The organism is Amycolatopsis silviterrae (assembly GCF_042684085.1).
GTDB lineage: Bacteria > Actinomycetota > Actinomycetes > Mycobacteriales > Pseudonocardiaceae > Amycolatopsis > Amycolatopsis silviterrae.
Genome location: NZ_JBHUKS010000004.1, coordinates 323,280 through 347,883, shown reverse-complemented (window position 1 = coordinate 347,883; position 24,604 = coordinate 323,280). Strand labels below are relative to the sequence as shown.

Below are 24,604 nucleotides of genomic sequence, written 5' to 3'. Positions count from 1 at the left end.
CCGTCACACTCGGACATAGCCGGGTGAGCGGAGGGAACAACGTGGCAGCGCCGGGAAGCAGTCCGGGAACAAGCGCCGTGCGGATCGAGGGCGCGGTCGTCGGCGGCTACGCGGCGAAAGTCGCGCAGGCGGCCGACGAACTGGAGACCGCCGCGGGCGAGGTGGGCGCGAAAGCGACCACCGCTGAGGCGTACGGCGAGATGGCCGCGCGGCTGGGCGTGCCGGAGTCGTACGCACAGGCGTCGCAAGCGCTGCGCGGCCAGCTCACCACCGGGGTGGCCGCGCTGCGGTCGGTCACCGCGGCGCTGGAGCAGCTCACCACCGGCCACGCCGAGCGGGACGCCGACGCGGCCGAGCGGATCGAGCGCGCCGGGAGGATCTCGTGACGGAGCCGTCTCTGGCGTACGTGACCGATCTCGCCCACGAGCTGGGGGTGACCGATCCGGTCGCCACGTACTACCGGCCGCTCACCGGCCGCTGGGAGGAGCTGGACGCGGAGGCGGAAAGCCTGCGCGCCGCGGCCCGCACGGCGGCCAGGGTGTCCACGGATCTCGCGGAGGACCTCGGCCGGATCGACGCGTCGTGGTCCGGTCCCGACGCGGACGCGTTTGTCGCCTACCTGGGTGAAATCCGCGCCGCGAGCGAGGGCGCGGAGGACGCGCTCGACGCGCTGGCCGGTTCGCTCGACCAGCTCACCGAATCGCTGCGCAAGATCGCGGGCGCGGCGGAGGAGGTGCTGGTCGACGCGGCCGATCTGCTGTCCGAATCGGCGATGCTGCCCAGCGGCGGGGCTTCCCGGGCACGGTCGCAGATGCGCGAGACCGAGCAGTCGCTGAAGTCCTTGCACGAGGCGGCGGAGGACGTGCTGCGCGAGTTCGGCCGGTTGTGCGCTGGCGTGGACGCACCGGCCGGGGCGCCGTCGAGCATTGAGCTGCGGCACCACTATCCGGCGCAGCAGTTCCGGCTGCACGACGCTGATTCGCCCGCGCCCGCTGCGGGGGCCAGCGCCGAGGCCGGAGAGTCCACAGCGGCCTCTTCAGCGTCCTCTTCGGACGATTCGGTGAGCCCGTCCGCCGCGGAGAACTCCCATCACCCCAAGGAAACCGCCGCCGACCCGCGGCTGGAGCAGGGTCAGGCGGGCATTCCGCCAGCCGAGCCGATCGCTCCGGCCCCGCAGCCCGCGGCGGCGAACCAGGGCTCGGGCACGTCGATGATGCCGATGATGGGCTTCGCCGGTATGGGCGGCGGAGGCGGTGGCGGCGGCAGTGCGTCGCACAAACCGAAGCAGCGTACGGCGGCGAAGACGTCCGAGATCTTCGGCGAGCCCGCACAGGTGACTCCGCCGGTCATCGGCCAGGACCCGCCCGCGAAGCGGCCTGAGAAGGACGGTAAGCCGCCAAAACCCGCAAAGTGACCTCGTGAGTGGCTACGCCGGTTAGAACCGGCGTAGCCACTCACGACAGCAAAAGGGCCGCCCCCCGCAGCGATCGCGAGGAGGGCGGCCCTTTTGCGTAGCTACCGGGGCGGTGCGGTCCCGGACCGGTTCCGCCGGATCGTGTGCACCACGAACAGCGTGATCAGCAGCGCCGCCACGCCACCGCCGGTGCCGGCGAGCGCGACGATCATCGGCGTCGAGCTGATGCCGTCGGCCGGGGGCAGTTTGGCCTCCTGCACTACCGGCTTCGGCAGCGCGAGGTTGCCGGTGTCGCCCGGCAGGTTCGCGGTGAGCGCGGCCACCGGGTCGATCACGCCGTAGCCGACGAAGTTGTCGCGTCCGCCGGGAGCGGCCGGGTGCTGCGCGGTCGCCTTGAGCCGCTTCACCACGTCGCGCGCGGGCATGTTCGGGAACATCGAGCGGACCAGCGCGGCGACGCCCGCGACGTACGGCGCGGCGAAGCTGGTGCCCTGGATCGGCGACGGGGTGCCGTTCGCGATGGTCAGGTTCGCCAGCCCGGTCGAGTGCTCCGCCGGGTCGAGCGAAATGATCTTGGTGCCCGGCGCGGCGACGCCGACCCACGGGCCGTGCACGCTGAACGGCGCGATGCCGCCGTCCTCCTGGATGGCGCCGACGGACAGCACGTCGTCGGAGAACCACGGCGGCGTGACGACCGACTTGGGCTTGTTCGGGTCGCCCTGGTCGTTCTGCGGGCAGCTTTCCGAGACGTTGCCCGCGGCCGCGATGACCACGATGTTGCGCTCGGCCGCGTAGTGCACCGCGGCCTGGACCTTGCGCTCGCCCTCCTGGATGTCGCCAGGAGCGGTGCCCGCGCGGCAGTGGTCGACCGACATGTTGATCACGCCGGCCCGTTCGCTGTCGGCGATGCCGCGGATGATCTGCGCGAGCGTGTTCAGCGTGCCCGCGGTGCCCTCCTTGGCCAGCTGCCGGTTGTCGCCCTTGTTGTCCTGCTGCGGCGACGTGCCGCCCGGCTTCTCGCCGCCGGTGCCGGTGCCGCCGCCGGACGACGGCGGGAGCTGGTTGTTGCTGCTGCCCGGCGGCTGCTCGGTCCCGCCCGCGGGCGGCTGCTCGGTCCCGCCGGACGGGGGATTCGCGGGCTGCTGCGGGCTGTCGTCCTTGGCGTAGTTCTCGCTCAGCTGCCGGTAGGAGACGATGCGCGCTTCCGGGGCCACGCCGATGAAGCCGACCTTCGGGTCCTGCGGGTTGCCCGCGATGATCCCGGCGACCTCGGTGCCGTGGCCGTCGCAGTCCTGCAGGCCGTCCGGCGCTCCGTTGTCCGGATGCGCGACGTAGTCCCCGCCGCTTTCCACCCGGTCCTGGAACCACGGATGCGGCGTGACGCCGGTGTCGATCACGGCGACCTTCTGGCCTTTTCCGACCGATCCGGTCGCCGCGCGGACGATCTCCTGCGCCCGCTGCAGCTGCAGGTACTCCTGGCCCCACGGGCGGGTGTTGATCTCGACGTTCTGCCCGAGACTGCGCTGCACGCAGTCGTTTTTCTTCTTGTACGTCGTGTCCGGGCCGTGGGTGTCGGCCGGCGGCTGATCGCCGGGGCCCAGCGGCGGCGGAGTGGCCCAGGTGCCCGCGGGCGCGGTGACCGTCTGCGCGGACGCGGGCGCGGCGGCGAACGGGGACATGATCCCGAGCCCGGCCGCGAACAGTGCCACCCCGGTCCGGCCGGGAAGGCCGAGCTTGCGGGGGAAAGAACGGCGGGAGCCCATGGCGCGGCTCACTTGAGGTTGAGGTGGCGCAGCGTCGAGTAGAGGTCCATCACGCCGAGGGCGAGCGGCAGCACCACGGCGATGCAGATCGCCTCGATGATCTCCACGGTGCGCCGCAGCGGCGGCGAGAAGCGCTGGTCCGGGAAGACCACGCCGACCACGAGGGCGGCCGCGGCGATCAGGATCAGCGCGCCGAAGACGTACAGCAGCCGCTGCTCGGCGGTGGCCGAGAAGAACAGCCAGCCGAGCAGGATGCCCGTCGCGGCGACCATGCCGGTGGTGAGCAGCGCGATGGCCTGCGCGCCGTTGGCGTAGGCGCGGGCGCGCAGCAGCAGGACCAGCGTGGCGATGACGCCGAGGATGATGCCGAAGACGTTCGGCGCGGTAGCCGCGAGAACCGCCGCGATCGCCGTGGTGGCTCCGCATCCGATCATCAGGCCGGTCATGTAGTCGTGCGCGACCGCGGTGCGCTGCTCGATCGCCTTGTAGTCCGGGAAGCCGGTGTCTTCCTTCAGCTCTTCGGCGGTGCTCGGCACGTACGGCAGCGGCAGCTTGGCGAGCCAGATGGTGGCGCGCGGCAGGAACGAGATGCAGCCAAGCGCGACGGCGACCGTGCCCGCCGCGACCGACGCGGTGTCGGCATTGGTCACGAGCGTCGCGATGAGGAAGGCGAGCGAGCCGAACACGCCCGCGGTGGCGGTGGCGATGAACACCCGGATGCCGGTGCCGACGACGAGGATGCAGACCGCCGAGACGATCAGCACGAGCACCGCGCCGAGCAGCAGGTTCGCGCGGACCGACAGCCCGGGCACGATGTAGAACCCGCTGACGAACGCGAGTGGCAGACCGCCCGCGGCGGCGATCAGCACGCCGGTGGCCTCGGCCTGATAGGCCTTGGCGAGCGTGGCGCCGACCGCGACGCAGGCGATCGCGCCGAGGCCGCCGGCGATCGCCGGGCCGAGCGCGGACCCGCCGTAGAGCGAACCGCTGAAGAACAGTGCGAGCGCGGAGAAGAACAGCGCGAGCCCGCCCGCGACGTGCCCGAACCGGCGCGCGGTTTCCTTCGTCCATGGCCGGAAGGTGTCCGGGTCGGCCTCCGCGATGGCGTCGACCACGTCGTCGTACAGCGGCGGCGGCGGGTTTTCGTTCCGCTTGCGCAGCTGCAGCAGCTCGCCGTCGACCACGCCGAGGGACGCGAGCGTCCGGCTCGGGTCGAGCGGGGCGTCGCCGAGCTTGGCCAGTGCCCATCCGCCGTGCCGGGCCCCGCCGTCCGGAGTGACCTCTTTGGCCATCTCCAGAAGCATGGGCAGCAGATCGGCCACCGCCACGTCGGCCGGAAGCGCGACGTCGATGCGTGTCGTCGGTGCGACCACCGTGACCCTGCTGAATACCGTCGTGCCCGTTGCCACTAGATCCCCCGCTCTGAAGAGTCAGCTCCCGGGGGAACTTATACCGAACCTGGTGACAGGTTTCAGCGCGTGTCGGCAAATCGTCGGCGAAAATACCCGTCCAGGCCGGTTTAGGCCAGATCGACCAGCGGATTCGTCCTCCTGGTCCGATAACTGTCGGTGGTGGTCCTTACACTCGGGCGCGACGGAGGACGGGTCCTGGCCGGGACCCGAGGAGGGGTGTGCGATGCCGATCCTGGCGTTGGCCGGATTTCCGGGGCGACGTTCGATAGGTTGTCCCGCGCACCCGGGTGCAGGCGTCGAGCAGGAATAGAGGGGTCCCTTCGATGAGCACGCTGCAGTTCAAGAAGTCGCCGCGGCTGGCCGCGCCGCGCCCGCCCGGCGGCGAGGTGCATCTCGAGCCGCCGCCCGAGGTGCCCCGCACGATCCCGGGAAGCATCGTCGCCAAGGCGATTCCGGGCGTGATGATCTTCGCGTCGCTCGGGATGATGGTTTTCATGTTCACGGCGGGCGGCGCGAAAAACCCGACCACGATCATGATGAGCGGCATGATGCTGATGGGCACCGTCGGCATGCTCGCCGGAGGCGGCGGCAAGGGCGGTGGCCAGAAGAAGGCCGAGATGGACGAGGACCGCAAGGACTACCTGCGGTACCTCGGCCAGATGCGCGACCGGGCCCGCGAGGCGATGGTCGACCAGCGCGCCGCCCTGGAATGGGTGCACCCGGATCCGCAGTCGCTGTGGTCGCTCGCGGCCAGCCGCCGGATGTGGGAGCGCAGGCAGAACGACCAGGACTTCCTGCACCTGCGCGTCGGCCGCAGCTCGCACCGCCTCGCCACCCGGCTGGTCCCGCCCCAGACCGGCCCGGTGGACGAACTGGAGCCGATCGCCACCCTCGCGCTGCGCCGGTTCGTGCGCGCGCACTCGATCGTGCCGGACCTGCCCACCCAGATCACCCTCCGCGGGTTCGCGGCGGTCAGCATGCAGGGCGAGCGCCACCGCACCCGGGCGCTGACCCGCGCGATGCTGGCCCAGCTGGTCGCCTTCCACAGCCCGGACGACGTCATGATCGCGGTCGCCACCGCGGGCCGGGCGAAGGAGGAGTGGGAGTGGGCCAAGTGGCTCCCGCACACCCAGCACCCCACGCTGTCGGACGGCATCGGCCAGCTGCGCATGATGGCCGGTTCGCTCAAGCAGATCGAAGACTGGCTGGACGAGGAGCTGCGCGACCGGCAGCGGTTCTCCCGCAACGCGACACCCGCCCCGGACCAGCCGCACGTCGTGATCATCGTCGACGACGCGGAGGTCACCCGCGAGGAGCAGATCATCCTCGAGGAGGGCCTGGTCGGCGTCACCCTGGTCGACCTTTCCGATTCGATCGGCAACCTCGCCGCGCGGCGAGGCCTGCGGCTCGTGGTCGAGGAAGACCGGCTCGGTGCGCGCAGCGCGGGCGGGGTCGAGTGGTTCGGCCGTCCGGACAAGCTGAGCGTGGTCGAGGTCGAGGCGCTGGCCCGGCTCATCGCGCCGTACCGCGTCGGCGGGGGCGGCGGGCAGGACGTCAGCGAGGAAGAGCCGCTGCTGTCCAACCCCTCGCTGCTGGAGCTGCTCGGCATCCCGGGCGACCCGATGACGTTCGACGTGCAGCAGGCGTGGCGGCCCCGGCCGATCCGCGACCGCTACCGCGTCCCGTTCGGCGTCGGCGAGTACGGCCAGCCGGTCGAGCTGGACATCAAGGAGGCCGCGGCCGAGGGCATGGGCCCGCACGGCCTGTGCATCGGGGCGACCGGTTCCGGAAAGTCGGAGTTCCTCCGCACGCTGGTGCTGGGCATGCTGGCCACGCACTCGTCGAGCACGCTGAACTTCGTCCTGGTCGACTTCAAGGGTGGTGCGACGTTCCTGGGGCTGGACAAGGCCCCGCACGTGTCCGCGGTCATCACCAACCTCGCGGACGAGGTCACGCTGGTCGACCGTATGAAGGACGCGCTGGCAGGCGAGATGAACCGCCGCCAGGAAGCGCTGAAGAACGGCGGCAACTTCAAGAACGTCTGGGAATACGAGAAGGCCCGCGAGAACGGCGCCGACCTCGACCCGCTGCCCGCGCTGTTCATCGTCTGTGACGAGTTCTCCGAACTGCTGGCGGCGAAGCCGGACTTCATCGACCTGTTCGTCGCCATCGGCCGGCTGGGCCGGTCGCTGCAGATGCACATGCTGCTGGCGTCGCAGCGGCTGGAAGAGGGCAAGCTGCGCGGTCTCGACTCGCACCTGTCCTACCGGATCGGCCTGAAGACGTTCTCCGCGGCGGAATCCCGCGCGGCGATCGGCGTGCCGGACGCGTTCGAGCTGCCGTCGGTCCCCGGTGGCGGTTACCTGAAGTACGACACCTCCACGCTGGTGCGGTTCAAGGCTTCCTACGTCTCGGGCCCGTACCGGCCCGCGGGCATCAAGGCGGCCGGTCCCGCCGCCACGGTGGTGCGCGCCGACAAGCGGCCGCAGCTGTTCGTGCCGGACTTCGTGGAGCTGCCGAAGGAACCCGAGCCGGAACCGGTCGTCGAGGAAGAAGAGGCTCCGAAGAAGCCGGAGTCCGAAGAGGCCGTCGAGCCCAGCGAGCTGGACGTCATCGTCAGCCGCCTGATCGGGCAGGGCCCGCCGGCGCACGAGGTGTGGCTGCCGCCGCTGAACGAGCCGAACTCGCTCGACACGATGCTGCCGAACCTCAACCCCACCGACGACCGCGGCCTGTCCCCGGTCGGGTTCTTCGGCAACGGCAGGCTGCAGGTGCCGATGGGCATCGTCGACCGGCCGTACGAGCAGCGGCGCGACCTGCTGTGGGCGGACTTCGCCGGTGCGCAGGGCCACGGCGTCATCGCGGGCGGTCCGCAGTCGGGCAAGTCGACCATGCTCCGGACGCTGATCATGTCGATGGCGCTCACCCACACCCCCGAGGAAGCACAGTTCTACTGCCTCGACCTCGGTGGCGGTACCCTCGCCGGTCTCGCCGACCTGCCGCACGTCGGCGGGGTCGCGGTGGCCCGGCGCGAGCCGGACAAGGCGCGGCGGATCGTGGCCGAGCTGACCACCCTGCTGACCGAGCGGGAAGGCCGGTTCGGCGCGCTGGGCGTCGACTCGATGACGGAGTTCCGCAACCGGAAGCGCCGCGGCGAGATCACGCCGGAGCAGGACGCGTTCGGCGACGCGTTCCTGATCGTGGACAACTGGCGGGCGCTGCGCGACGACTTCGAGGAGCTGGAGACGTCGATCACGCGGCTGGCCACCCAGGGTCTTGCCTACGGCGTGCACGTGATCATCTCGGCCAACCGGTGGGCCGACCTGCGGCCCGCCATCAAGGACATGCTCGGCACCCGGTTCGAGCTGCGCCTCGGTGACCCGACCGAGTCCGAAATGGACCGCCGGATCGCGGTCAACGTCCCGGCCGGGCGGCCGGGCCGCGGTCTCACCCGGGACAAGCTGCACCTGCTCACCGGGCTGCCGCGGATCGACGGGTCGAGCGATCCGGACACGGTCGCGGCGGGCGTCGCGGACGCGGTCGCGAAGATCCGCGGGGCGTGGCGCGGCCGGGTGGCTCCGCAGGTACGCCTGCTGCCGGAGATGATCACCTACGAAGAGGTCCTGCAGATCGACCAGAAGCGGGACAGCAAGCTCGTCCCGATCGGCGTCAACGAGGAAGACCTGCAGCCGATCTACCTGGACTTCGACGCGGACCCGCACTTCTTCGCGTTCGCCGACGGCGAGTCCGGCAAGACGAACCTGCTGCGGCAGATCGCGCGCGGCATCACCGAGCGCTACACGCCGCAGGAGGCCGTGATCCTGCTGGTCGACTACCGGCGCACGATGCTCGGGTTCCTCGAGGGTGATTCGCTGCTCGGCTACGCCGTGTCGTCGGCGCAGCTGGACAGCATGGTCCAGGACGTGCACGGGTCGATGACGCGGCGGCTGCCGGGTCCGGACGTCACCCAGGAGCAGCTGAAGACGCGGTCCTGGTGGACCGGCCCGGAGCTGTTCGTCCTGGTCGACGACTACGACCTGGTGGCGACGCAGTCCACCAACCCGCTCAAGCCGCTGTCGGAGTTCCTCGCACAGGCGAAGGACGTCGGCCTGCACTTGATCGTGGTCCGGCGCACCGGTGGTGCGTCGCGGGCGGCGTACGACCCGGTCATCGGCAAGCTCAAGGAACTCGCCGCCACCGGCATGGTGATGAACGGGTCCCGCGACGAGGGCAACCTGATCGGCAACATCCGGCCGAGCGCCATGCCGCCGGGCCGGGGCAACATGCTGAGCCGCAAGAACGGGAAGCAGCTCGTGCAGGTGTCGTGGATCCAGCCCGACTGACCGGCCGGGGAGGAGCCGTCGCACCTGACGGAGGGGGTGCCCGGTGACGGTGCGGGTCGCGGTCGACTTCGGGACCTCGAGCACCTGCGTCGTCGTGTCGGTCAACGGCCGCGAACCGCAGGTCGTCGTGATCGACGGGCAGCCGCTGATGTCGTCGGCGGTGTACGCGGCGTCCGACGGCACCCTGTTCGTCGGCCAGGAGGCCGAGCGGCAGGCTGCCGTCGATCCGTCGCGGTACGAGCCGAACCCGAAGCGGCGGATCGACGAGGGCGATCTGCTGCTCGGCGATTCGGTGCTGCGGGTCATCGACGTCGTGCACGCGGTGCTGGACCGGGCGGTCGCGGAGGCGCGGCGCGTCGCCGGCGACGCCGAGGTCGATCTGCTGGTGCTCACCCACCCGGCGGACTGGGGCGCGATCCGCACCCGGCTGCTGCGCCAGGCCGCGGGCCGGCTGGCGCGCGAGGTGGCGCTGGTGCCGGAGCCGGTGGCCGCGGCGGTGTACCACGCGGCCACCTTCACGCCGACGGCCTCGGCGGGTGATCGGACGGTCGAGTTCTCCGGGCGTCCCGGCGACGCGCTGGCGGTGCTCGATCTCGGCGGCGGGACGGTCGACGTCAGCGTCGTCCAGCGGTCGCCGGAGGCCGCGCGTGCGGCGCGAGTGCCGGGTGCGCCGCCGCGACGGGGCGGATTCCAGGTGCTCGCCACCCGCGGCGACCCGAGTTTCGGCGGGGCCGACATCGACCAGGCGCTGCTGGAGCACGTCGGGTCGCTGGTGTCCGGCACGGATCCGCAGGCGTGGCAGCAGCTGGTCGAGGGCCGCGAGCTGGCGGAGCGCCGCCGTCGCCGGGTGCTGCGCCAGGACGTCCGCGGCGCGAAAGAAACGCTGTCCCGGCACACCTACACCGACGTGCCGCTGCCGCCGCCGTTCGCGGACGCGCATGTCACCCGCGTGGACCTGGAACGGCTGATCGGGGCTCCGCTCGGCCGGGTGGTCGAGCTGACCAGCGGCGCGATCGCCGATTCCGGCCTGCGGCCGAAGCAGCTCGCGGCGATCTTCCTCGTCGGCGGTTCGAGCCGGATCCCGATGATCTCCCGGCTGGTGCACGAGCGCACCGGCGTGGTGCCGACGAGCCTCGACCAGCCGGAGACGGTCGTCGCGCGCGGCGCGCTCCGGGCGGTCCTGCTGGAACCGGACCGCACCGGCGTGCTGCCGGGTTCGTCGATCCCGGGGCAATCCGACCATCGCACCGAGATCGTCCGGGGGGACGCGCCGACCCGGCGCGCCCTTCCGCCGGTGCCGAACGCGCGGAACGCTCCGGCACAGCCGCCGCGCGGGTTTTCGCCCGCCGATCCGGCCAGGGGGCCGCAAAGCGGTCCGTTCATGGCGGCGGGGCCGGGCGGCCCGAGTCCACTGCGGACTGGTCCGGGCCAGAACGCGTTGGGACAGAACGGTTCCGGGAACGGGGTGTTCGCCGTTCCCAGCGCGGACGCGCCGGGCGATTCCGGCGGCAACGCGAAGAAACGCCGTCAGCTGTGGCTGGTCGTCGCGGCGGTGGCGGTCGTGGCGCTGATCGCGGGCGGAGTCGTGTACTTCGTCAACCGCGGCGGGAACGATCCCGATCAGGGACGTTCGTTCTCCCAATACGATTTCAGCCTCGTCGCGCCGAACGACTGGGTCCAAACCACCGACGAGGTCGCGGACCGGCAGGTGATCCTGCACCCGCAGGACGCCGAGCGAGGCAACGATCTCGTGCTCGCGCAGGAGTTCGTCATGGACTACGACGCGACCGCGGACCGGCGGAAACTCGTCGACGCTTTGCAGTCCGGGGTCTCCGGAAACGCGAACTACACTGCGTTCCACCCCGATCTGACTTACGGTGGCCGGAGCGTGATCGGCTACGTCGAGAGCAAACCGGAACGGATTACCGTCCGCTGGTATGTGCTCGTACAAGGGCGGATCCGGGTGCACGTCGGCTGCCAGTACCAATCGCCGGCGATGCAGCAGCGCGTCGACGCCGCGTGTGAGCAAGTGGTGCGCACGCTGAAGATCACCAGCTAAAGGAGCACCCGTGGCCTCCGAACCGGAATCCGCGCCGGCGGCATTCACCCGAGCAGGCCAGGACGCTGTCACCTTCTCGCGCCGCGTCGCGGGCACCGCGCTCGCCCGCAGCGAACGGCGGCGCGGCGAAAACCGGGAACTGCTGAAGGAGTTCGGCAGGCGCCGTCTTTCCGGCGCGCCGGAACCCGCGCCGTCCGCGTTGCGCGGGGCCGCCCGCCGGTTCCGGGCGGCCCGCGGATTGCCGATGCCGACGGAACCGGCCGCTCCCGAGCCGGTTCCCGTTAGTCCCAAGATTTCGCCCGAACAGACACGGACGAGTGAAGAGGACGAGGACTTTTCGCAGTCGCGAATCATGAGCCGGGACGCCTGATACTTTCCGGGAACCGGCTGTGCGTGTGCTAACCACGCTGGTGGACAAGGTTTTTTCCGGGGCGCCGGGAGATCGTTCACCCGGCCGTTGCCGACCGGTTCCCTGAGCTGGCGTTCACGCAAGCAACTACTTGCGAAGAAGTCGCGACAAGCGTGAACCGAACTGGCAATCTCTTCGTCGTAGGTGCAGTACCGGATACACCAGCCGGTGCGCACAACCACTGACGAAGGGGGTAGCTCCCATGGCTGCTGGCGGTTTCACTGGGGATCCGAAGGAATTCACCGCGGCGGAGGGGCGCGTCGTCGACGCGACCAGCCGGATGAACAAGAACCTGAGCGACCTGCGCTCCAACATCGAAGCGACCCGCGCGGGCTGGGAAGGCGACGCGCAGCGTGCCTTCGACAACGTCATGCGCCGCTTTGACGACTGCGGTCGTGGCCTGAACGACGCGCTGCACCGCATCGGTGAGCTGCTCCAGGAAGCGGGTTCCACCTACGCCAAGAGCGAGGCTGCGCAGCACGAGCAGATCAACTCGCTCAACAAGGGCTTCGGCGTTCTCGGCTGATCCAGTCTTTTCGTTCAGATTCGCCTTTTTCTTCCATTTCTTTCTTCTGACAGGAGTTCGACATGCCTGACGGCCGCATTGTTGTTGATCCGGGTACCATCCACCGCGCCGCGGAGGACTGCACCGCCACCGGTGGCGAACTGAGGACGCTCTTCGACAACCTGCAGAGCGACCTCGCCCCGCTGACCAACAGCTGGACCGGTGAAGCGAAGGACCAGTACCACCAGGCCCAGAACGAGTGGAACCAGAAGTTCGAGGAGTTCGGTCAGCTTCTCGCGCAGATCGCCGCCGTGCTGCCGCAGATCGCGGACGGCTACCAGGCGACGGACCGCTCGGTGCAGAACCTGTTCTGAGCCAAGCTCCGAAACCACGGCGGGCCAGGCACCTTCGGGTGCCGGCCCGCCGTTTTCGTTTTATGGGAAGAAATTCCGCGGTGCGCACGGGGTGCGCGACGCGGGTCAGTGCGGAGCGCCGACGGAATATTCCGGCTTGTCGTTGAGCACCCGCACGGTGACCTTCTTCGGCTGCCCGCCGACCTGCACCGTGCAGTCGAAGGTGGTGCCGTTCTCGATCGCCTGCCCCGACGGGCACGCGACGTTCTTCACGTCCGGCTCGCCGTAGTTCTCGTTCAGCACCCGGGAAACGCCGTCCTGCAACGACTTCTGGTCCAGCGTGTCCCCGCTGAACACTCCGGTCGCCCACGCGATCCCGCCCGCGGCGGCCAGCACCACGACGACCGCCCCGCCGATCAGGAACGGTTTCTTCGACCGCGGTTTCGCCGGCTTGGCCGAGGAAAACGCGCCGAGCCCGCCGTACTCGGACGGCTGGAACCCGCCGCCGTAAGCACTTCCGGACGGCTGTTGTGCCGGTTGTCCCGGCTGGGCCGGAGCCTGCTGGCCGGGTCCGGCGTAAGGCTGCTGTCCTTGCGGCTGGACCGGAGTGGGCTGGCTCTGCTGGCCGCCATAAGGCTGTGCTGGCTGCTGACCGTAAGGCTGGGCCGGGTAGCCCTGCTGCGGATACTGCGGCGGTGGAAACTGTTGCTGCGCAGGCGGTTGTGCCCACTGCCCGCCGGCAGGCTGACCGCCCTGCCAGCCGGAACCGTCCGCTCCGGACGGATAACCCGGCTGCTGCGGCGCGTTCGTCCCCGGCTGCCACCACTGCGGCTGCTGGTCGGGAGGCTGGGTCATCGGAGGTCACCTCGGGGGTCGATGGGCGCGGAAGCCGGCGGAAGGAGGCGCATCAACGCCCCTGCAGTTCGCCGAGCCGGCGGTAGAAGTCCTGCTTGGCCGCGCTGTCCGCGAGCACGGTGACCTGCGAGGCGTCCGGGACCGTCGGCAGGTCCGACGTGGTGGCCTCGCCGGTGAACTTGAACTCGTAGCGCAGTTCGACCTTGTGGCCGTCGCCCTCGAACTTGGCCGCCATCGTGAAGGCGGCGAGCGAACCGTCCTTCCGCAGGGTGATCGTGCTCGGCACGACGGCCTTGCGCAGTTCCGGGCCGACCTTGCCGAGGAGCTTGTCCGGCAGCAGTTCGACGCGGCGGTCGAGGAAGATCGAGAACGGCACGTTGACGGTGAGCTGTTCGGTGCCGTCCGCGGAACTCTTCGCGCCGCGCAAAGCCTTCTTGTCCGCCTTGTACGAGCTGTCGACCGCGTCGCCCATCTTGCACGCGATCTGCACCCCGCCCCACGCGCACGGCTGCACGAGCCCGGCCTCCGGCTTGGGCATCGACACCCACGGCGTCGGCGCGAGCGTCTTGTAGGCCGGGCCGAGGTAGAGGTACTCGACGGTGCCGTCGGCCGGGGTGAACGAGTCGAGGAACTCGTTGGGGTTCTTCTGCGACCGGTTGTGCACGATGCGGCTCTCGGGGCTGCCGGTGCGCGCGGAGGTGACGATGTTGTGCAGGTACTTGTCGTCGAACTTGAAGTACCGGTCCGCCGAGTTGGTCACGTTGCGCGGTTCGACGATCGTGTCCGCGAGCTTCGACATGGCCTTCTCGAACTTCCCGCCGACGTACGCGGCGGCCTGGTCGCCGTCGGGCACCGCGGTTCCGGCGCGGGCCTGGCCGCACGCCGTCGCGAGTGCCAGCACGGCGACGGCGGCGCACACCGTCCGTACGGGTCGGGTCGTCCTCGCTCGTGTCTTCAACTGCTGTCCCCAGGTGCTCGTCGTGCTCGCGCGGCCGCGCGCCCGAATCGTCTCATCCCGACCCGACGCGCGCGGCGGTGTGGTGGTTCCGGCCAACCCATCGGGTACGCTGTGACCGGCCGACGAGGCGTCTTCGCACCCCCGCTGCAGAGCAGGGGGGACCACAGGGGTATCTTCATATGTCGTTGTGCGTTGCGGCGCGTCAGCGCTCGGCCCGCACATTACCCACACGCAATGACGACGAGGTAGACCCTTGCCCACGTACAGCCCCAAGCCCGGCGACGTCACTCGTGCCTGGCACGTGATCGACGCCGAGGATGTCGTGCTCGGACGGCTCGCGACCGAGGTCGCCACGCTGCTGCGCGGCAAGCACAAGCCGACCTACGCCCCGCACGTGGACACCGGTGACTTCGTCATCATCGTCAACGCCGAGAAGGTCGCTCTCACCGGTAACAAGCGCGAGCAGAAGTTCGCGTACCGGCACAGCGGCTACCCCGGCGGCCTGCGGAAGCGCTCCTTCGGCGAGCTGCTCGACACCAAGCCCGAGCACCTCGTGGAGAAGGTGGTCAAGGGCATGCTGCCGAAGAACAAGCTCGGCCGCGCCATGGCCAAGAAGCTGAAGGTGTACGCCGGCCCGCAGCACCCGCACGCCGCGCAGCAGCCGCAGGCGCGCGAGATCACCAAGATCGCGCAGGTCGCGCAGTGAGTGAGGAACAGTTGACCAGCACCGAGACCGAGGTCGTCGCTTCGACCGAGACCCCCGCCGAGGCCGTGGCGACCAGCGAGTCCGCCGCCGCCCCGCGCCCGTCGCGTGCCGCCGGTGGCAACGCGCAGACGGTCGGCCGCCGCAAGGAGGCCGTGGTCCGCGTCCGCGTCGTGCCGGGTACCGGTGAGTTCAAGCTCAACGGCAAGTCGCTTGAGCAGTACTTCCCGAACAAGGTGCACCAGCAGCTCATCCGCGAGCCGCTCGTCACCGTCGAGAAGCCGGACTCCTTCGACATCTTCGCCAACCTCAAGGGCGGCGGGATCTCGGGCCAGGCGGGCGCGCTGCGTCTCGCCATCGCCCGTGCGCTGGTCGAGGTTGACGCCGACGACCGCCCGGCCCTGAAGAAGGCCGGCTTCCTGACCCGTGACGCGCGCGCCACGGAGCGGAAGAAGTACGGCCTCAAGAAGGCCCGCAAGGCTCCGCAGTACAGCAAGCGCTGATTTTTCAGCAGGCGCAGCAACCCCGGAAGCGCCCATCCGTCCATCGGATGGGCGCTTCCGGCGTTTTCCGGGACCGTTGACGCGTTCTCTTCCGCCGACGCGACTGTCTTGGGGTAGGGCAGGGGATCGCTCCTGCCCGGTCCGGCGCTAGGTTTGTCGAGGCCGGGCGCGCCCCGAGGCTGGTGAATCAAGACAAGGAGGTCGAGATGGCTCGACTGTTCGGCACCGACGGGGTACGCGGTCTGGCCAATGCCGACCTGACCCCGGAGCTGGCCCTGTCGGTCGCGGCGAGCGCCGCCCGAGTGCTGGCGGCGCACGACCGTTCGCACCGCCCGGTGGCCGTGGTCGGCCGCGACCCGCGCGCCAGCGGCGAGATGCTGGAGGCCGCCGTGGTGGCGGGCCTCGCCTCGGCCGGTGCGGACGTCCTGCGGCTCGGAGTGCTGCCGACCCCCGCCGTCGCGTACCTCGTTGGCGCGCTCGACGCGGACCTCGGCGTGATGATCTCCGCCTCGCACAACCCCATGCCGGACAACGGCATCAAGCTTTTCGCCGCCGGCGGGCACAAGCTGCCGGACAGCATCGAGGACGAGATCGAGTCCGGCCTCGACGCGACCGGCGTCACCCGCCCGACCGGCGACGGTGTCGGTCGCGTCACCGACGTTCCGGACGCGCTCGAGAAGTACATCGAGCACCTGGTCGCCGCGACGCCGCACCCGCTGACCGGCCTGAAGGTCGTGGTGGACTGCGCGAACGGCGCGTCGTCCGCGGCCGCGCCGGAGGCGTACCGCCGGGCCGGCGCCGAGGTCGTGGCCCTGCACGCGGAGCCGGACGGCATCAACATCAACGACAGCTGTGGCTCAAACCACCCCGACCTGCTGCGCGCGGCGGTCGTCGAACACGGTGCCGACCTCGGCATCGGCCACGACGGAGACGCCGACCGCTGCGTGGCCGTCGACGCCGCCGGCGAGCTGGTGGACGGCGACCAGATCATGGCCGTCCTGGCGCTGGCGCTGGCCGAGGAGGGCGCGCTGGTGAAGGACACCCTGGTCGCGACCGTGATGAGCAACCTCGGCCTGCACCTGGCGATGAAGGCGCACGGCATCAACGTCGTCACGACTGCGGTGGGTGACCGGTACGTGCTGGAGGAACTGCGCGCCTCGGGCCTGGCCCTCGGCGGCGAACAGTCCGGCCACGTGGTGCTCCCCGCGCACGCCACGACCGGCGACGGCCTGCTGACCGCGATGCGGCTGATGTCCCGGATGGCCGCCACGGGCAAGCCGCTGGCGGAGCTGTCCGCCGTGATGAACCGGCTGCCGCAGGTGCTGGTCAACGTCCCGGTGGCGGACAAGGCGGCGGTCGCCGGGTCCGCCGAGGTCCGCGACGCGGTCGGCGAGGTCGAAGCGGAACTCGGCGAGGAGGGGCGGGTCCTGCTGCGCCCCTCGGGCACCGAGCAGCTCGTGCGGGTGATGGTGGAAGCCCCGGCCCACGCGACCGCGCAGGCCGCGGCGGATCGGCTCGCCGGGGTGGTGTCCGCGGTCTCCTGACCGAAATCTGGTGAATACTCTGCGCCACCGGTGATCCGGCGGGTAGATTCCGCGATGCGGGATCAACCGGGGGAGGGGCGATGTACGACCAGAGTGAGGTGCCTCCGCATTTCGCCAGAAGCCTGGCGGCGATGGAAGAGGTGCGCGCCCAGTACAGCGCCGACCACGAGCGGGCGATCGCGGACGACGAGGCAAGGCAGGCGGCGTTCGCGAAGCTCGTCGAGGACCACCGCGCCCAGGACGAACAGTCGCAAGCCGACCGCGAGGCCGCGCTCGCCGCTGCCGCCGCCGAGGGAACCGGGGAAGACCGGGCCGCGTCGGAAGAAGCAGAACGGACAGCCCAGCGGGTGGCCAAACAGGTCGCCGAGGACGACGCGGCCGCCGCGATGTTCCGGGTCGAAGACGACACCGAACCGCCCGCGCCGGCCGCACCAGCACCAGCCGCTCCGCAGGCGGCGCCTCCTCCGCCCGCTTCGGCCGCCCGGCACCGGGCATGGGAGGACGACGACTTCTCGGCCACCAACTGGATCGACGCAGAGTAGCCGCGGGCGCGAGGGGAGAGGGCGACGATGGCGAAATTCCACATTGAGCCGGAGCAGGTCAAGAAGGTCGCGAACGACGTCTCGACGATGAGCACCTCGTTCAAGGAGATCAAGACTTACACCGCGCAGTCCCAGCTGGCGGCGGCGCATTTCGGCAAGATCCCCGGGCTGTCCGAGGCAGCGGGCGCGTATGTCGCGAAGATGCAGGCGCTCGGCGACTCCGCGGCGAAGGGCAGCACCTTTCTCGGCGGTTTCGCCGAACGGCTCAACACCTCGGTGACCTTGCACAGCGAGAACGAGCAAGAGAACGCCTGGGGCGTCACGAACGCCGGCAAGGGAGCCTGACCGTGACTCCTCCGGCGGACCAGGGCACGGGTCGTCTCGGCGACACGATCATCGCCCCGCTGCAGCCTCCCGCGGACGTCCGTCTCGACGACACGTCCGACAACATTCTCAAGCCGCTGGCCGGTTTCCGGGAAAAGATGACCGGGAAACTCGTGCAGCCGTACACCCGGTGGATGGGGCATCCGTCGCGGAACCTCGGCCTGCGGTTCGCCCCGCCGTACGGCCAGGGCGACGAAGAGAACCGGATGCTGAACGAACTCGGCGGGTTCGGCTTCGGCTACTTCTGGGGCGCGCAGGGCCGCGCGGCGAACCTCGGCAAGGCGGCGAAGGCCGCGCAGGACGACACCGCACAGGTCAAACAGGGCCTCGCCGCGGCGTGGCAGGGCAAGGCCGCCGATTCGGCCGCCGAAAAGCTGGACGACTTCAGCAAGGCGTCCGGCGAATACCTCGGCACGGTGAACGGGTTCAGCCAGCTGTTGCAGCAGTTGTGGCAGACGGTGCGCAAGCCGATCGTCGATTTGGGACAGCTGCCCGAAAACGGCGGACAGGCGCCCAAGAAATTCCTGGACTCGCACAAGCCCGAGGACACCGACGGTCTGCTGATGTTCATGGACCGGCTCGACGAGGCGATCAAGTGGGGCAGGCAGAAGTCGTCCGAGGCAGGGATCGGGGACATGAGCCTCCCCCACGTCGGGAACGCTCGAAACAGTTCGGAAGTGGCGCGCAGCCAAGATGACGGCACCGGGCCGATCAACGCGCAGGACATCCGGGGCATGTCGGTCGACCTGGACACCGGCTACGACTCCAAGTGGTCTGACATGTTCTGCCGTCAGATGGACGAGTACTGCCAGCAGTACTCGGACGCGATGGAGTGCTTCCGGCAGTACATCCGCAACGCGCACACCGCGGCGACGAACGGGCTCCGCGCGTTCTCCGACGGCCTGAACGTGCCGACGGATCCGTTCGGCCGACTGCAGCTCGGTGCCGACAAGGGCACCGGCGGGCGCGACACCGGCAAGGGCGGCGGCGGAGACAGCAAGCCGCGCTCCTCCGGCGGCGGTGGCGATACGAAGCCGCAGGAGGCCACCGTGCCTCCGCAGGTCGGCCCGCCCCCGGCCGCGCAGCCGGATCCGAACCAGAATCCGGTCACGCACAAGCCGCTCGAGGTGGATCCGGAGACCGGGCAGCCGTATCCGATCGACCCGAAGACCGGGGAAGCGGTCAAGACCGAGCACGAGGCGCCGGACACCGTGACGGTCCAGCACGGCGATCACAAGATCACCATGTCGGAGCCGGACGACCACGGGAAGATGGCGGTCTCGGTCGGCGACGGGACTGGGCACGACAAGGCGTACCAGCTCGATTTCGGCGACCAGCCCGACAAGGCTCCCGGCGGGCACAGCGACCCGGCCGCGCGTGACGAGGATCCCGCTGGCAAGCCGCACGACGCCCCGGTCCAGAAGCAGCCGGACGGCACCTCGCCGACGACCGACCCGAACCAGGTGCACCGTCCTGGCCCGGACGGCAAGATCCACATCGAGGACGGCAACCTCAAGATCACCGCCGAGCGGCCGAGCGGGCCGGACGGTCCGACGGTGGTCACGGTGGACGACGGATCCGGCGAGCCGACCAAGTACACCCTCGACGACCACGGCAAGATCGACCCGGCCACCGGCAAGCCGATCGACGGAGTGACCGCGCAGCAGCACGGTGGCGGCGCAGCGAGCCCGGCGGCGCACCCGAACGAGCTGCCCGTCGACCAGGTCCGCGACGGTCGGCATGTCGCGGCGGACGCTGCCCAGACTGGACAGCAAGCCACTGGCGACGCAGCGCACGCCGGGCAGCAGGTCACTGGCGACGCAACCCACACCGGGCAGCAAGCCACCGGCGACCATGGGCAGGCCGCTGCTGCCGCACACGGTCAGCCGGTGCAAGCTCACGTGGATCAAGCGGCCGTCGCACACGGTCAGGCAACCGCGCAACCAGCCGCGGACGGCCACGACCAAACCACCGGCGATCAGGCCGGCCGCCACCACGCCCAGCCAGTCGCCGCACAGGCGGACGCGGCGACCCCAGCCCACGGCACGCCCATCGCGAACGGCCCGGACGAATCCACCACCGCACAGTCGGTCCTGGACCCGTTCAGCAGCGATCCCGGGCTCGGCCATGTCCCGACGGACCCGGGGCTCGGGGATCCGGCAGTCCCGGCTGGCTGGCAGCAGGACGAATCCGCGCATCCGTCCGAACTCGGCACCGCGCCCACTACCACCGATCAGCAGCAGGGCCAGTCGATGGGCATGATGGGCAGCCCGCCGATGGGCGGCGGGCAGGGCAACTCCGGCGACCAGGAACGCGGGACCAGCGGTTACCGGGTCGACGGCGGGCTGTTCGGCACCGCGCCGGGCGGCAGCCGGATCAGCGGGTCGCTCGCCGAGGAGGACGAAGGGCGGCGCTGATCAGGCGGCCGGTTCCTCGTCCTCCGGCACGTCGATCGGCGCGCGCTTCACGTCCGCGTCCAGCAGCGGCAGGTACTTTTCGGTACCGGTCAAATGGGTCAGGAAGAACGCCGTAAACAGCGCTTTCGTCAGCTGCTGAGTCGCGCGCTGCGGTTTGCCCTGCAGCAGCAGCTGGCTCCAGTGCCTGCCTTCGGTCACCGCCAGATGCGACGACTTCGCCAGCGTCCGCAACTGCACCGGACCGGCCCACGACTGCGCGATCGCGTCCGCGTGGCCGACCGCCGGGGCGACCAGGTCGCCGTCGACCGCCAGGTGCAGGCCGGGGGCGCTGATCACCTTCGCGGCTTCCGTCGCGGGCGGGAACGTCTGCGCCGCGGCCACCGTGGCGACCGCGCGGACCTTCGGGCGGGCGTCGTCGCCGGCTCCGGCGGACTGGGCGGCTGCCAGCACCGCCGAACCGCCGCCGGTGGAGTGGCCGGCCAGGCCCAGCTTGCCCGGGTCGACGCTGATGCCGTCCGGGCCGAGGCGGACCGTGGTGATGACGTCGAGCGTGGTCAGCAGGTCGCCGGCCAGCAGGCGGTGCGACGGCAGCGGGCCGAGCTGGGTCGCGGGGGCCGCGGCGACCACGCCCCAGCTCGCGAGGTGGTGCAGCAGCTGCCGGTAGCGGGTGGCCGGCTGCATCCAGCCGTGCCCGAACGCGATCGCGGGCAGGCCTAGACCTTGGCGCGGGGTGAACACGACGCCGGGCAGTCCGACCAGGGCGAGGTTGCCGCGCAAAACCTCGTGGGGTCCCGGGTGGGACAGCTCCGTGAGCAGCTGCTTGGGCTTGCTGGCCATGCGCGTGACCTTACTGCCCGTGCCCCATCGCGGCCCGGCGCGCCACCCCGAGCTGTTTAGGGGTCCGCCGCCACACCGCGCCGATACCCGGTCAACGGTTGTCCGGACGGCCGCTCGCCCAGCTCAGCGGCACTGAAAACCCCGCTCTAGGGACCGGAGTAGGGGACTGGACTTGTCTCGTTACGCTAGTTCGCGTGTGTGGAATCGTGGGATACGTCGGACACCGCCCGGCTCTGGACGTCGTGCTCGGTGGGCTCCGCCGCATGGAATACCGGGGCTACGACTCGGCGGGCGTGGCGGTGCTGGACGGCGCCGGCGCGCTGACTGTCGAGCGCAAGGCCGGCCGTCTGGCCAACCTGGAAGCCCGGCTCGACGAGGTCGGCCGCGACGCGTTCGAGGGCACCGCCGGCATGGGCCACACCCGCTGGGCCACGCACGGGGCCCCGATCGACCGCAACTCGCATCCGCACCGGGACACCACCGGTCGCGTCGCGGTGGTGCACAACGGGATCATCGAGAACTTCGCCGCGTTGCGCGCGGAGCTTGAGGCCGCGGGTATCGAGATGGCCAGCGACACCGACACCGAAACCGCCGCGCACCTGGTTTCCCGCGCCTACACCGAGGGCGACACCAAGGGCGACCTGCCGGCCAGCGTCGCCGCGGTCTGCCGACGGCTGGAGGGCGCGTTCACCCTCGTCGTGACGCACGCCGACGAGCCGGAGACGATCGTCGCCGCGCGCCGGTCGTCGCCGCTGGTGGTCGGGGTCGGCGAGGGCGAGCACTTCGTCGCTTCCGACGTCGCCGCGTTCATCGAGCACACCCGCGAGGCCGTCGAGCTGGGCCAGGACCAGCTGGTTGTCATTACTCGCGAGGGCTACCAGGTCACCGACTTCCACGGCGACGCCGCGCAGGCCAAGCCGTTCACCGTCGACTGGGACCTCTCCGCCGCGGAAAAGGGCGGCCACGAGTACTTCATGCTCAAGGAGATCGAGGAGCAGCCGGAGGCGCTGGCGAACACGCTGCGCGGGCACTTCGAGGCCGGCCGGATCATCCTCGACGAGCAGCGCATTTCCGACCAGGACCTGCGGGACGTCGACAAGGTCTTCGTCGTCGCCTGCGGTTCGGCGTATCACTCCGGCCTCGTCGCCAAGTACGCCATCGAGCACTGGTGCCGGCTGCCGGTCGAGGTGGAGCTGGCGTCGGAGTTCCGCTACCGCGACCCGGTCCTCGACCGTGACACGCTCGTCGTCGCCGTCTCCCAGTCCGGCGAGACCGCGGACACCCTCGAAGCCGTGCGGCACGCGCGCGAGCAGAAGGCCCGCGTGCTGGCGGTCTGCAACACCAACGGCGCGCAGATCCCGCGCGAGTCCGACGCGGTGCTGTACACGCACGCCGGGCCGGAGATCGGGGTCGCCTCGACCAAGGCGTTCCTCGCGCAGATCGCCGCGAACTACCTCGTCGGCCTGGCGCTGGCGCAGGCGCGCGGCACGAAGTACCCGGACGAGGTCGCCCGCGAGTTCGGCGAACTGGAAGCCATGCCGGCAGCCGTGCAGAAGGTGCTGTCCACTGTGGACCAGACGCGCGAGATCGCGCGGCGGATCTCCGATTCCCGGGCGGTGCTGTTCCTCGGCCGGCACGTCGGGTTCCCGGTGGCGCTGGAAGGCGCGCTGAAGCTGAAGGAACTCGCGTACATGCACGCGGAGGGCTTCGCGGCGGGTGAGCTGAAGCACGGTCCGATCGCGCTGATCGAAGAGGGCCTGCCGGTCGTCGTCGTGATGCCGTCGCCGAAGGGCCGCGCGGTGCTGCACTCGAAGCTGGTGTCGAACATCAGCGAGATCCAGGCGCGGGGCGCGCGCACGATCGTGATCGCCGAGGAGGGCGACGAGACCGTGCGCCCGTTCGCGGACGAGCTGATCGAGGTGCCCGCGGTGCCGACGCTGCTGCAGCCGCTGGTCTCCACGGTGCCGCTGCAGGTGCTGGCCGCCGAGATCGCGAGTTCGCGCGGGTACGACATCGACAAGCCGCGTAACCTGGCGAAGTCCGTCACTGTCGAGTAGCCGGGGGCCGCCGTGCAAGGAATCTGGACTACACAACGGATTCGCGCGGCGGAAGACCTGCTGCTCGCGCGCACTCCCGACGGCGAGCTGATGCGCCGGGCCTCCTTCGGCCTTGCCGCCCAGATCGCCGGGCTGCTGGCCGAGGAGACCGGCGGCGTCTCCGGCCGCCGGGTAGTGCTGCTGGTCGGTTCAGGCAACAACGGCGGCGATGCCTTGTGGGCTGGCGTTTTCCTGCGTCGGCGCGGAGTAGCCGTAGCTGCGGTATTGCTGAATCCGGAGAAGGCGCATCCGGCCGGATTGGCCGCACTGCGCCGATCCGGTGGTCTGGTCGTGTCCGTGGTGGACAGTCCACAGTGGATTGCCCGAGCTGACGTCGTCGTCGACGGCATTGTCGGCATCTCCGCCCGTGGTCCGCTGCGTCCGGAAGCGGCGAAGCTGGTCGCGCAGGTCGAAGCGCCGGTCGTGGCGGTGGATCTGCCGAGCGGCGTCGACCCGGACACCGGCGCGGTCGAGGGTCCGCACGTCACCGCCGCGCGCACCGTCACGTTCGGCGCGCTCAAGCCCGTGCACGCGCTGGCCCCGCAGGAATGCGGCGAGGTCGTACTGGTGGACATCGGTTTGCGGCCGTGGCTGGAAGAACCGGACCTACAGCGCCTGGAGCTGGCCGACGTCGCCGAGGTGTGGCCGATTCCCGGCCCGGAGGACGACAAATACACCCAAGGCGTCGTTGGAATCGCGGCCGGATCGGCGACGTACCCGGGAGCCGCAGTGCTCGCGTCCGGCTCAGCGGTGCGGGCGACGGCGGGCATGGTCCGCTACGCCGGACACGCCGCGGATGTCGTGCGTTCGCGCTGGCCGGAGATCGTCGCGACCGGCTCGGTCACCGATGCGGGACGGGTGCAGGCGTGGGTCGTCGGGCCGGGCATCGGCACTGGCGGGGAAGGCCGGGAGATCCTGCGGCACATCCTCGGTCAGGGCGTCCCGGTGTGTGCGGATGCCGACGCCACCACGATCATCGCGCACACCCCCGAAGTCCTCGACGCCCGAGACCCGGACACGCCGCTCGTGCTCACCCCGCACGCCGGCGAGTACGAACGCCTGATGGGCCGCCGCCCGGGCACGGACCGAGTCGCGGCGGCGCGGGACGCGGCGAAGAAGTACGACGCTGTCGTGCTGCTGAAAGGCCACTGCACGGTCATCGCCGCTCCGGACGGCCGCGTCGCCGTGAACACTCCGCGCGGATCGTGGCTGGCCACTGCGGGTTCCGGCGACGTGCTCACTGGTCTGGTCGGCTCGCTGCTGGCCGCGCGGCTTGACCCATGGCTGGCCGCCGCGGCTGCCGCTCAGGTGCATTCGCTGGCGGGCGCGCTCGCCGCCGAGGAGGTGCCGACGTCAGCGTCCGGTCTGGTCGACGCCATCCCCGCCGCGCTTCGGCTGATCCGCGCCGCTTCCCGCTGACCAGGCCCCGCCCCAATGTGGCATTGGGTGCTCCATCCATGCCCCCGCCACCACCCTCAACGGAGGCGCTGCGCGCCGCTGGCTCCCT

General features: G+C 70.6%; 20 protein-coding genes. 15 read left to right on the top strand and 5 right to left on the bottom strand.

Annotated features, from left to right (window positions below):
- Positions 1–77: 77 nt before the first annotated feature.
- The gene (locus ACFSVL_RS05290; RefSeq protein WP_378300998.1) at positions 78–386 is read left to right on the top strand and encodes a hypothetical protein; all 309 of its coding nucleotides are present in this window, start codon (positions 78–80) and stop codon (positions 384–386) included.
- Complete coding sequence (locus ACFSVL_RS05285; RefSeq protein WP_378300996.1) at positions 383–1,414, top strand: WXG100 family type VII secretion target; 1,032 nt, start codon at positions 383–385, stop codon at positions 1,412–1,414. The genes ACFSVL_RS05290 and ACFSVL_RS05285 overlap by 4 nt, the downstream gene beginning before the upstream one ends.
- A 101-nt stretch (positions 1,415–1,515) precedes the next feature.
- Here the strand turns inward: ACFSVL_RS05285 and ACFSVL_RS05280 are convergent, their stop codons facing one another.
- Both ACFSVL_RS05280 and eccD read right to left on the bottom strand, forming a co-directional pair.
- Complete coding sequence (locus tag ACFSVL_RS05280) at positions 1,516–3,177, bottom strand: S8 family serine peptidase (protein WP_378300994.1); 1,662 nt, start codon at positions 3,175–3,177, stop codon at positions 1,516–1,518.
- Between the two features lie 8 nt (positions 3,178–3,185).
- Positions 3,186–4,586 carry a type VII secretion integral membrane protein EccD gene (eccD, locus tag ACFSVL_RS05275; protein WP_378300993.1) on the bottom strand — a complete coding sequence of 467 codons (1,401 nt, stop codon included), beginning with the start codon at positions 4,584–4,586 and terminating at the stop codon, positions 3,186–3,188.
- 326 nt (positions 4,587–4,912) lie between these two features.
- Here eccD and eccCa point away from each other — a divergent pair, with 326 nt between their 5' ends.
- The 5 genes from eccCa (at position 4,913) to ACFSVL_RS05250 (ending at position 12,279) form a co-directional block, all read left to right on the top strand.
- Complete coding sequence (gene eccCa / locus ACFSVL_RS05270; protein ID WP_378300991.1) at positions 4,913–8,932, top strand: type VII secretion protein EccCa; 4,020 nt, start codon at positions 4,913–4,915, stop codon at positions 8,930–8,932.
- A 43-nt stretch (positions 8,933–8,975) separates the two neighbouring features.
- Entirely contained in the window at positions 8,976–10,991 is a 2,016-nt protein-coding gene (locus tag ACFSVL_RS05265; protein WP_378300989.1) for a type VII secretion-associated protein, read from the top strand.
- A 10-nt stretch (positions 10,992–11,001) separates the two neighbouring features.
- Complete coding sequence (locus ACFSVL_RS05260; RefSeq protein ID WP_378300987.1) at positions 11,002–11,361, top strand: hypothetical protein; 360 nt, start codon at positions 11,002–11,004, stop codon at positions 11,359–11,361.
- A 241-nt stretch (positions 11,362–11,602) separates the two neighbouring features.
- Positions 11,603–11,926, top strand: a complete 324-nt coding sequence (locus tag ACFSVL_RS05255) for a WXG100 family type VII secretion target (protein WP_378300985.1) — start codon at positions 11,603–11,605, stop codon at positions 11,924–11,926.
- A 62-nt stretch (positions 11,927–11,988) separates the two neighbouring features.
- On the top strand, positions 11,989–12,279 hold the full coding sequence (locus ACFSVL_RS05250; protein ID WP_378300983.1) for a WXG100 family type VII secretion target: 291 nt from the start codon (positions 11,989–11,991) through the stop codon (positions 12,277–12,279).
- Positions 12,280–12,384: 105 nt separating this feature from the next.
- On the opposite strand, the gene ACFSVL_RS05245 is transcribed toward ACFSVL_RS05250, so the two are convergent.
- Both ACFSVL_RS05245 and ACFSVL_RS05240 read right to left on the bottom strand, forming a co-directional pair.
- Positions 12,385–13,113, bottom strand: a complete 729-nt coding sequence (locus tag ACFSVL_RS05245) for a DUF4333 domain-containing protein (RefSeq protein ID WP_378300981.1) — start codon at positions 13,111–13,113, stop codon at positions 12,385–12,387.
- 52 nt (positions 13,114–13,165) lie between these two features.
- Positions 13,166–14,032, bottom strand: coding sequence for a hypothetical protein (locus ACFSVL_RS05240; RefSeq protein WP_378300979.1), 867 nt, complete (start codon positions 14,030–14,032; stop codon positions 13,166–13,168).
- A gap of 292 nt (positions 14,033–14,324) precedes the next feature.
- On the opposite strand from ACFSVL_RS05240, the gene rplM reads away from it, so the two are divergent.
- The 6 genes from rplM to ACFSVL_RS05210 all read left to right on the top strand — a co-directional run bounded on the left by rplM (position 14,325) and on the right by ACFSVL_RS05210 (position 20,164).
- On the top strand, positions 14,325–14,777 hold the full coding sequence (gene rplM, locus ACFSVL_RS05235; RefSeq protein WP_009072361.1) for a 50S ribosomal protein L13: 453 nt from the start codon (positions 14,325–14,327) through the stop codon (positions 14,775–14,777).
- Between the two features lie 11 nt (positions 14,778–14,788).
- Positions 14,789–15,277, top strand: coding sequence for a 30S ribosomal protein S9 (gene rpsI, locus ACFSVL_RS05230; RefSeq protein WP_009072362.1), 489 nt, complete (start codon positions 14,789–14,791; stop codon positions 15,275–15,277).
- Between the two features lie 206 nt (positions 15,278–15,483).
- Positions 15,484–16,821, top strand: a complete 1,338-nt coding sequence (gene glmM, locus ACFSVL_RS05225) for a phosphoglucosamine mutase (RefSeq protein ID WP_378300976.1) — start codon at positions 15,484–15,486, stop codon at positions 16,819–16,821.
- An 80-nt stretch (positions 16,822–16,901) separates the two neighbouring features.
- Entirely contained in the window at positions 16,902–17,363 is a 462-nt protein-coding gene (locus tag ACFSVL_RS05220) for a hypothetical protein (protein ID WP_378300974.1), read from the top strand.
- A gap of 27 nt (positions 17,364–17,390) precedes the next feature.
- The gene (locus tag ACFSVL_RS05215; RefSeq protein WP_378300972.1) at positions 17,391–17,708 is read left to right on the top strand and encodes a hypothetical protein; all 318 of its coding nucleotides are present in this window, start codon (positions 17,391–17,393) and stop codon (positions 17,706–17,708) included.
- 2 nt (positions 17,709–17,710) lie between these two features.
- On the top strand, positions 17,711–20,164 hold the full coding sequence (locus ACFSVL_RS05210) for a hypothetical protein (RefSeq protein ID WP_378300971.1): 2,454 nt from the start codon (positions 17,711–17,713) through the stop codon (positions 20,162–20,164).
- On the opposite strand, the gene ACFSVL_RS05205 is transcribed toward ACFSVL_RS05210, so the two are convergent.
- Entirely contained in the window at positions 20,165–21,001 is an 837-nt protein-coding gene (locus ACFSVL_RS05205; RefSeq protein ID WP_378300969.1) for a dienelactone hydrolase family protein, read from the bottom strand.
- 194 nt (positions 21,002–21,195) lie between these two features.
- Between ACFSVL_RS05205 and glmS the strand changes: the two genes are divergently transcribed.
- Positions 21,196–23,058: a glutamine--fructose-6-phosphate transaminase (isomerizing) gene (gene glmS / locus ACFSVL_RS05200; RefSeq protein WP_378300967.1), complete on the top strand. Its 1,863-nt coding sequence runs from the start codon at positions 21,196–21,198 to the stop codon at positions 23,056–23,058.
- Between the two features lie 12 nt (positions 23,059–23,070).
- Positions 23,071–24,516 (top strand): NAD(P)H-hydrate dehydratase, encoded by a 1,446-nt coding sequence (locus tag ACFSVL_RS05195; protein WP_378300966.1) that lies wholly within the window; start codon positions 23,071–23,073, stop codon positions 24,514–24,516.
- Positions 24,517–24,604: the final 88 nt, after the last annotated feature.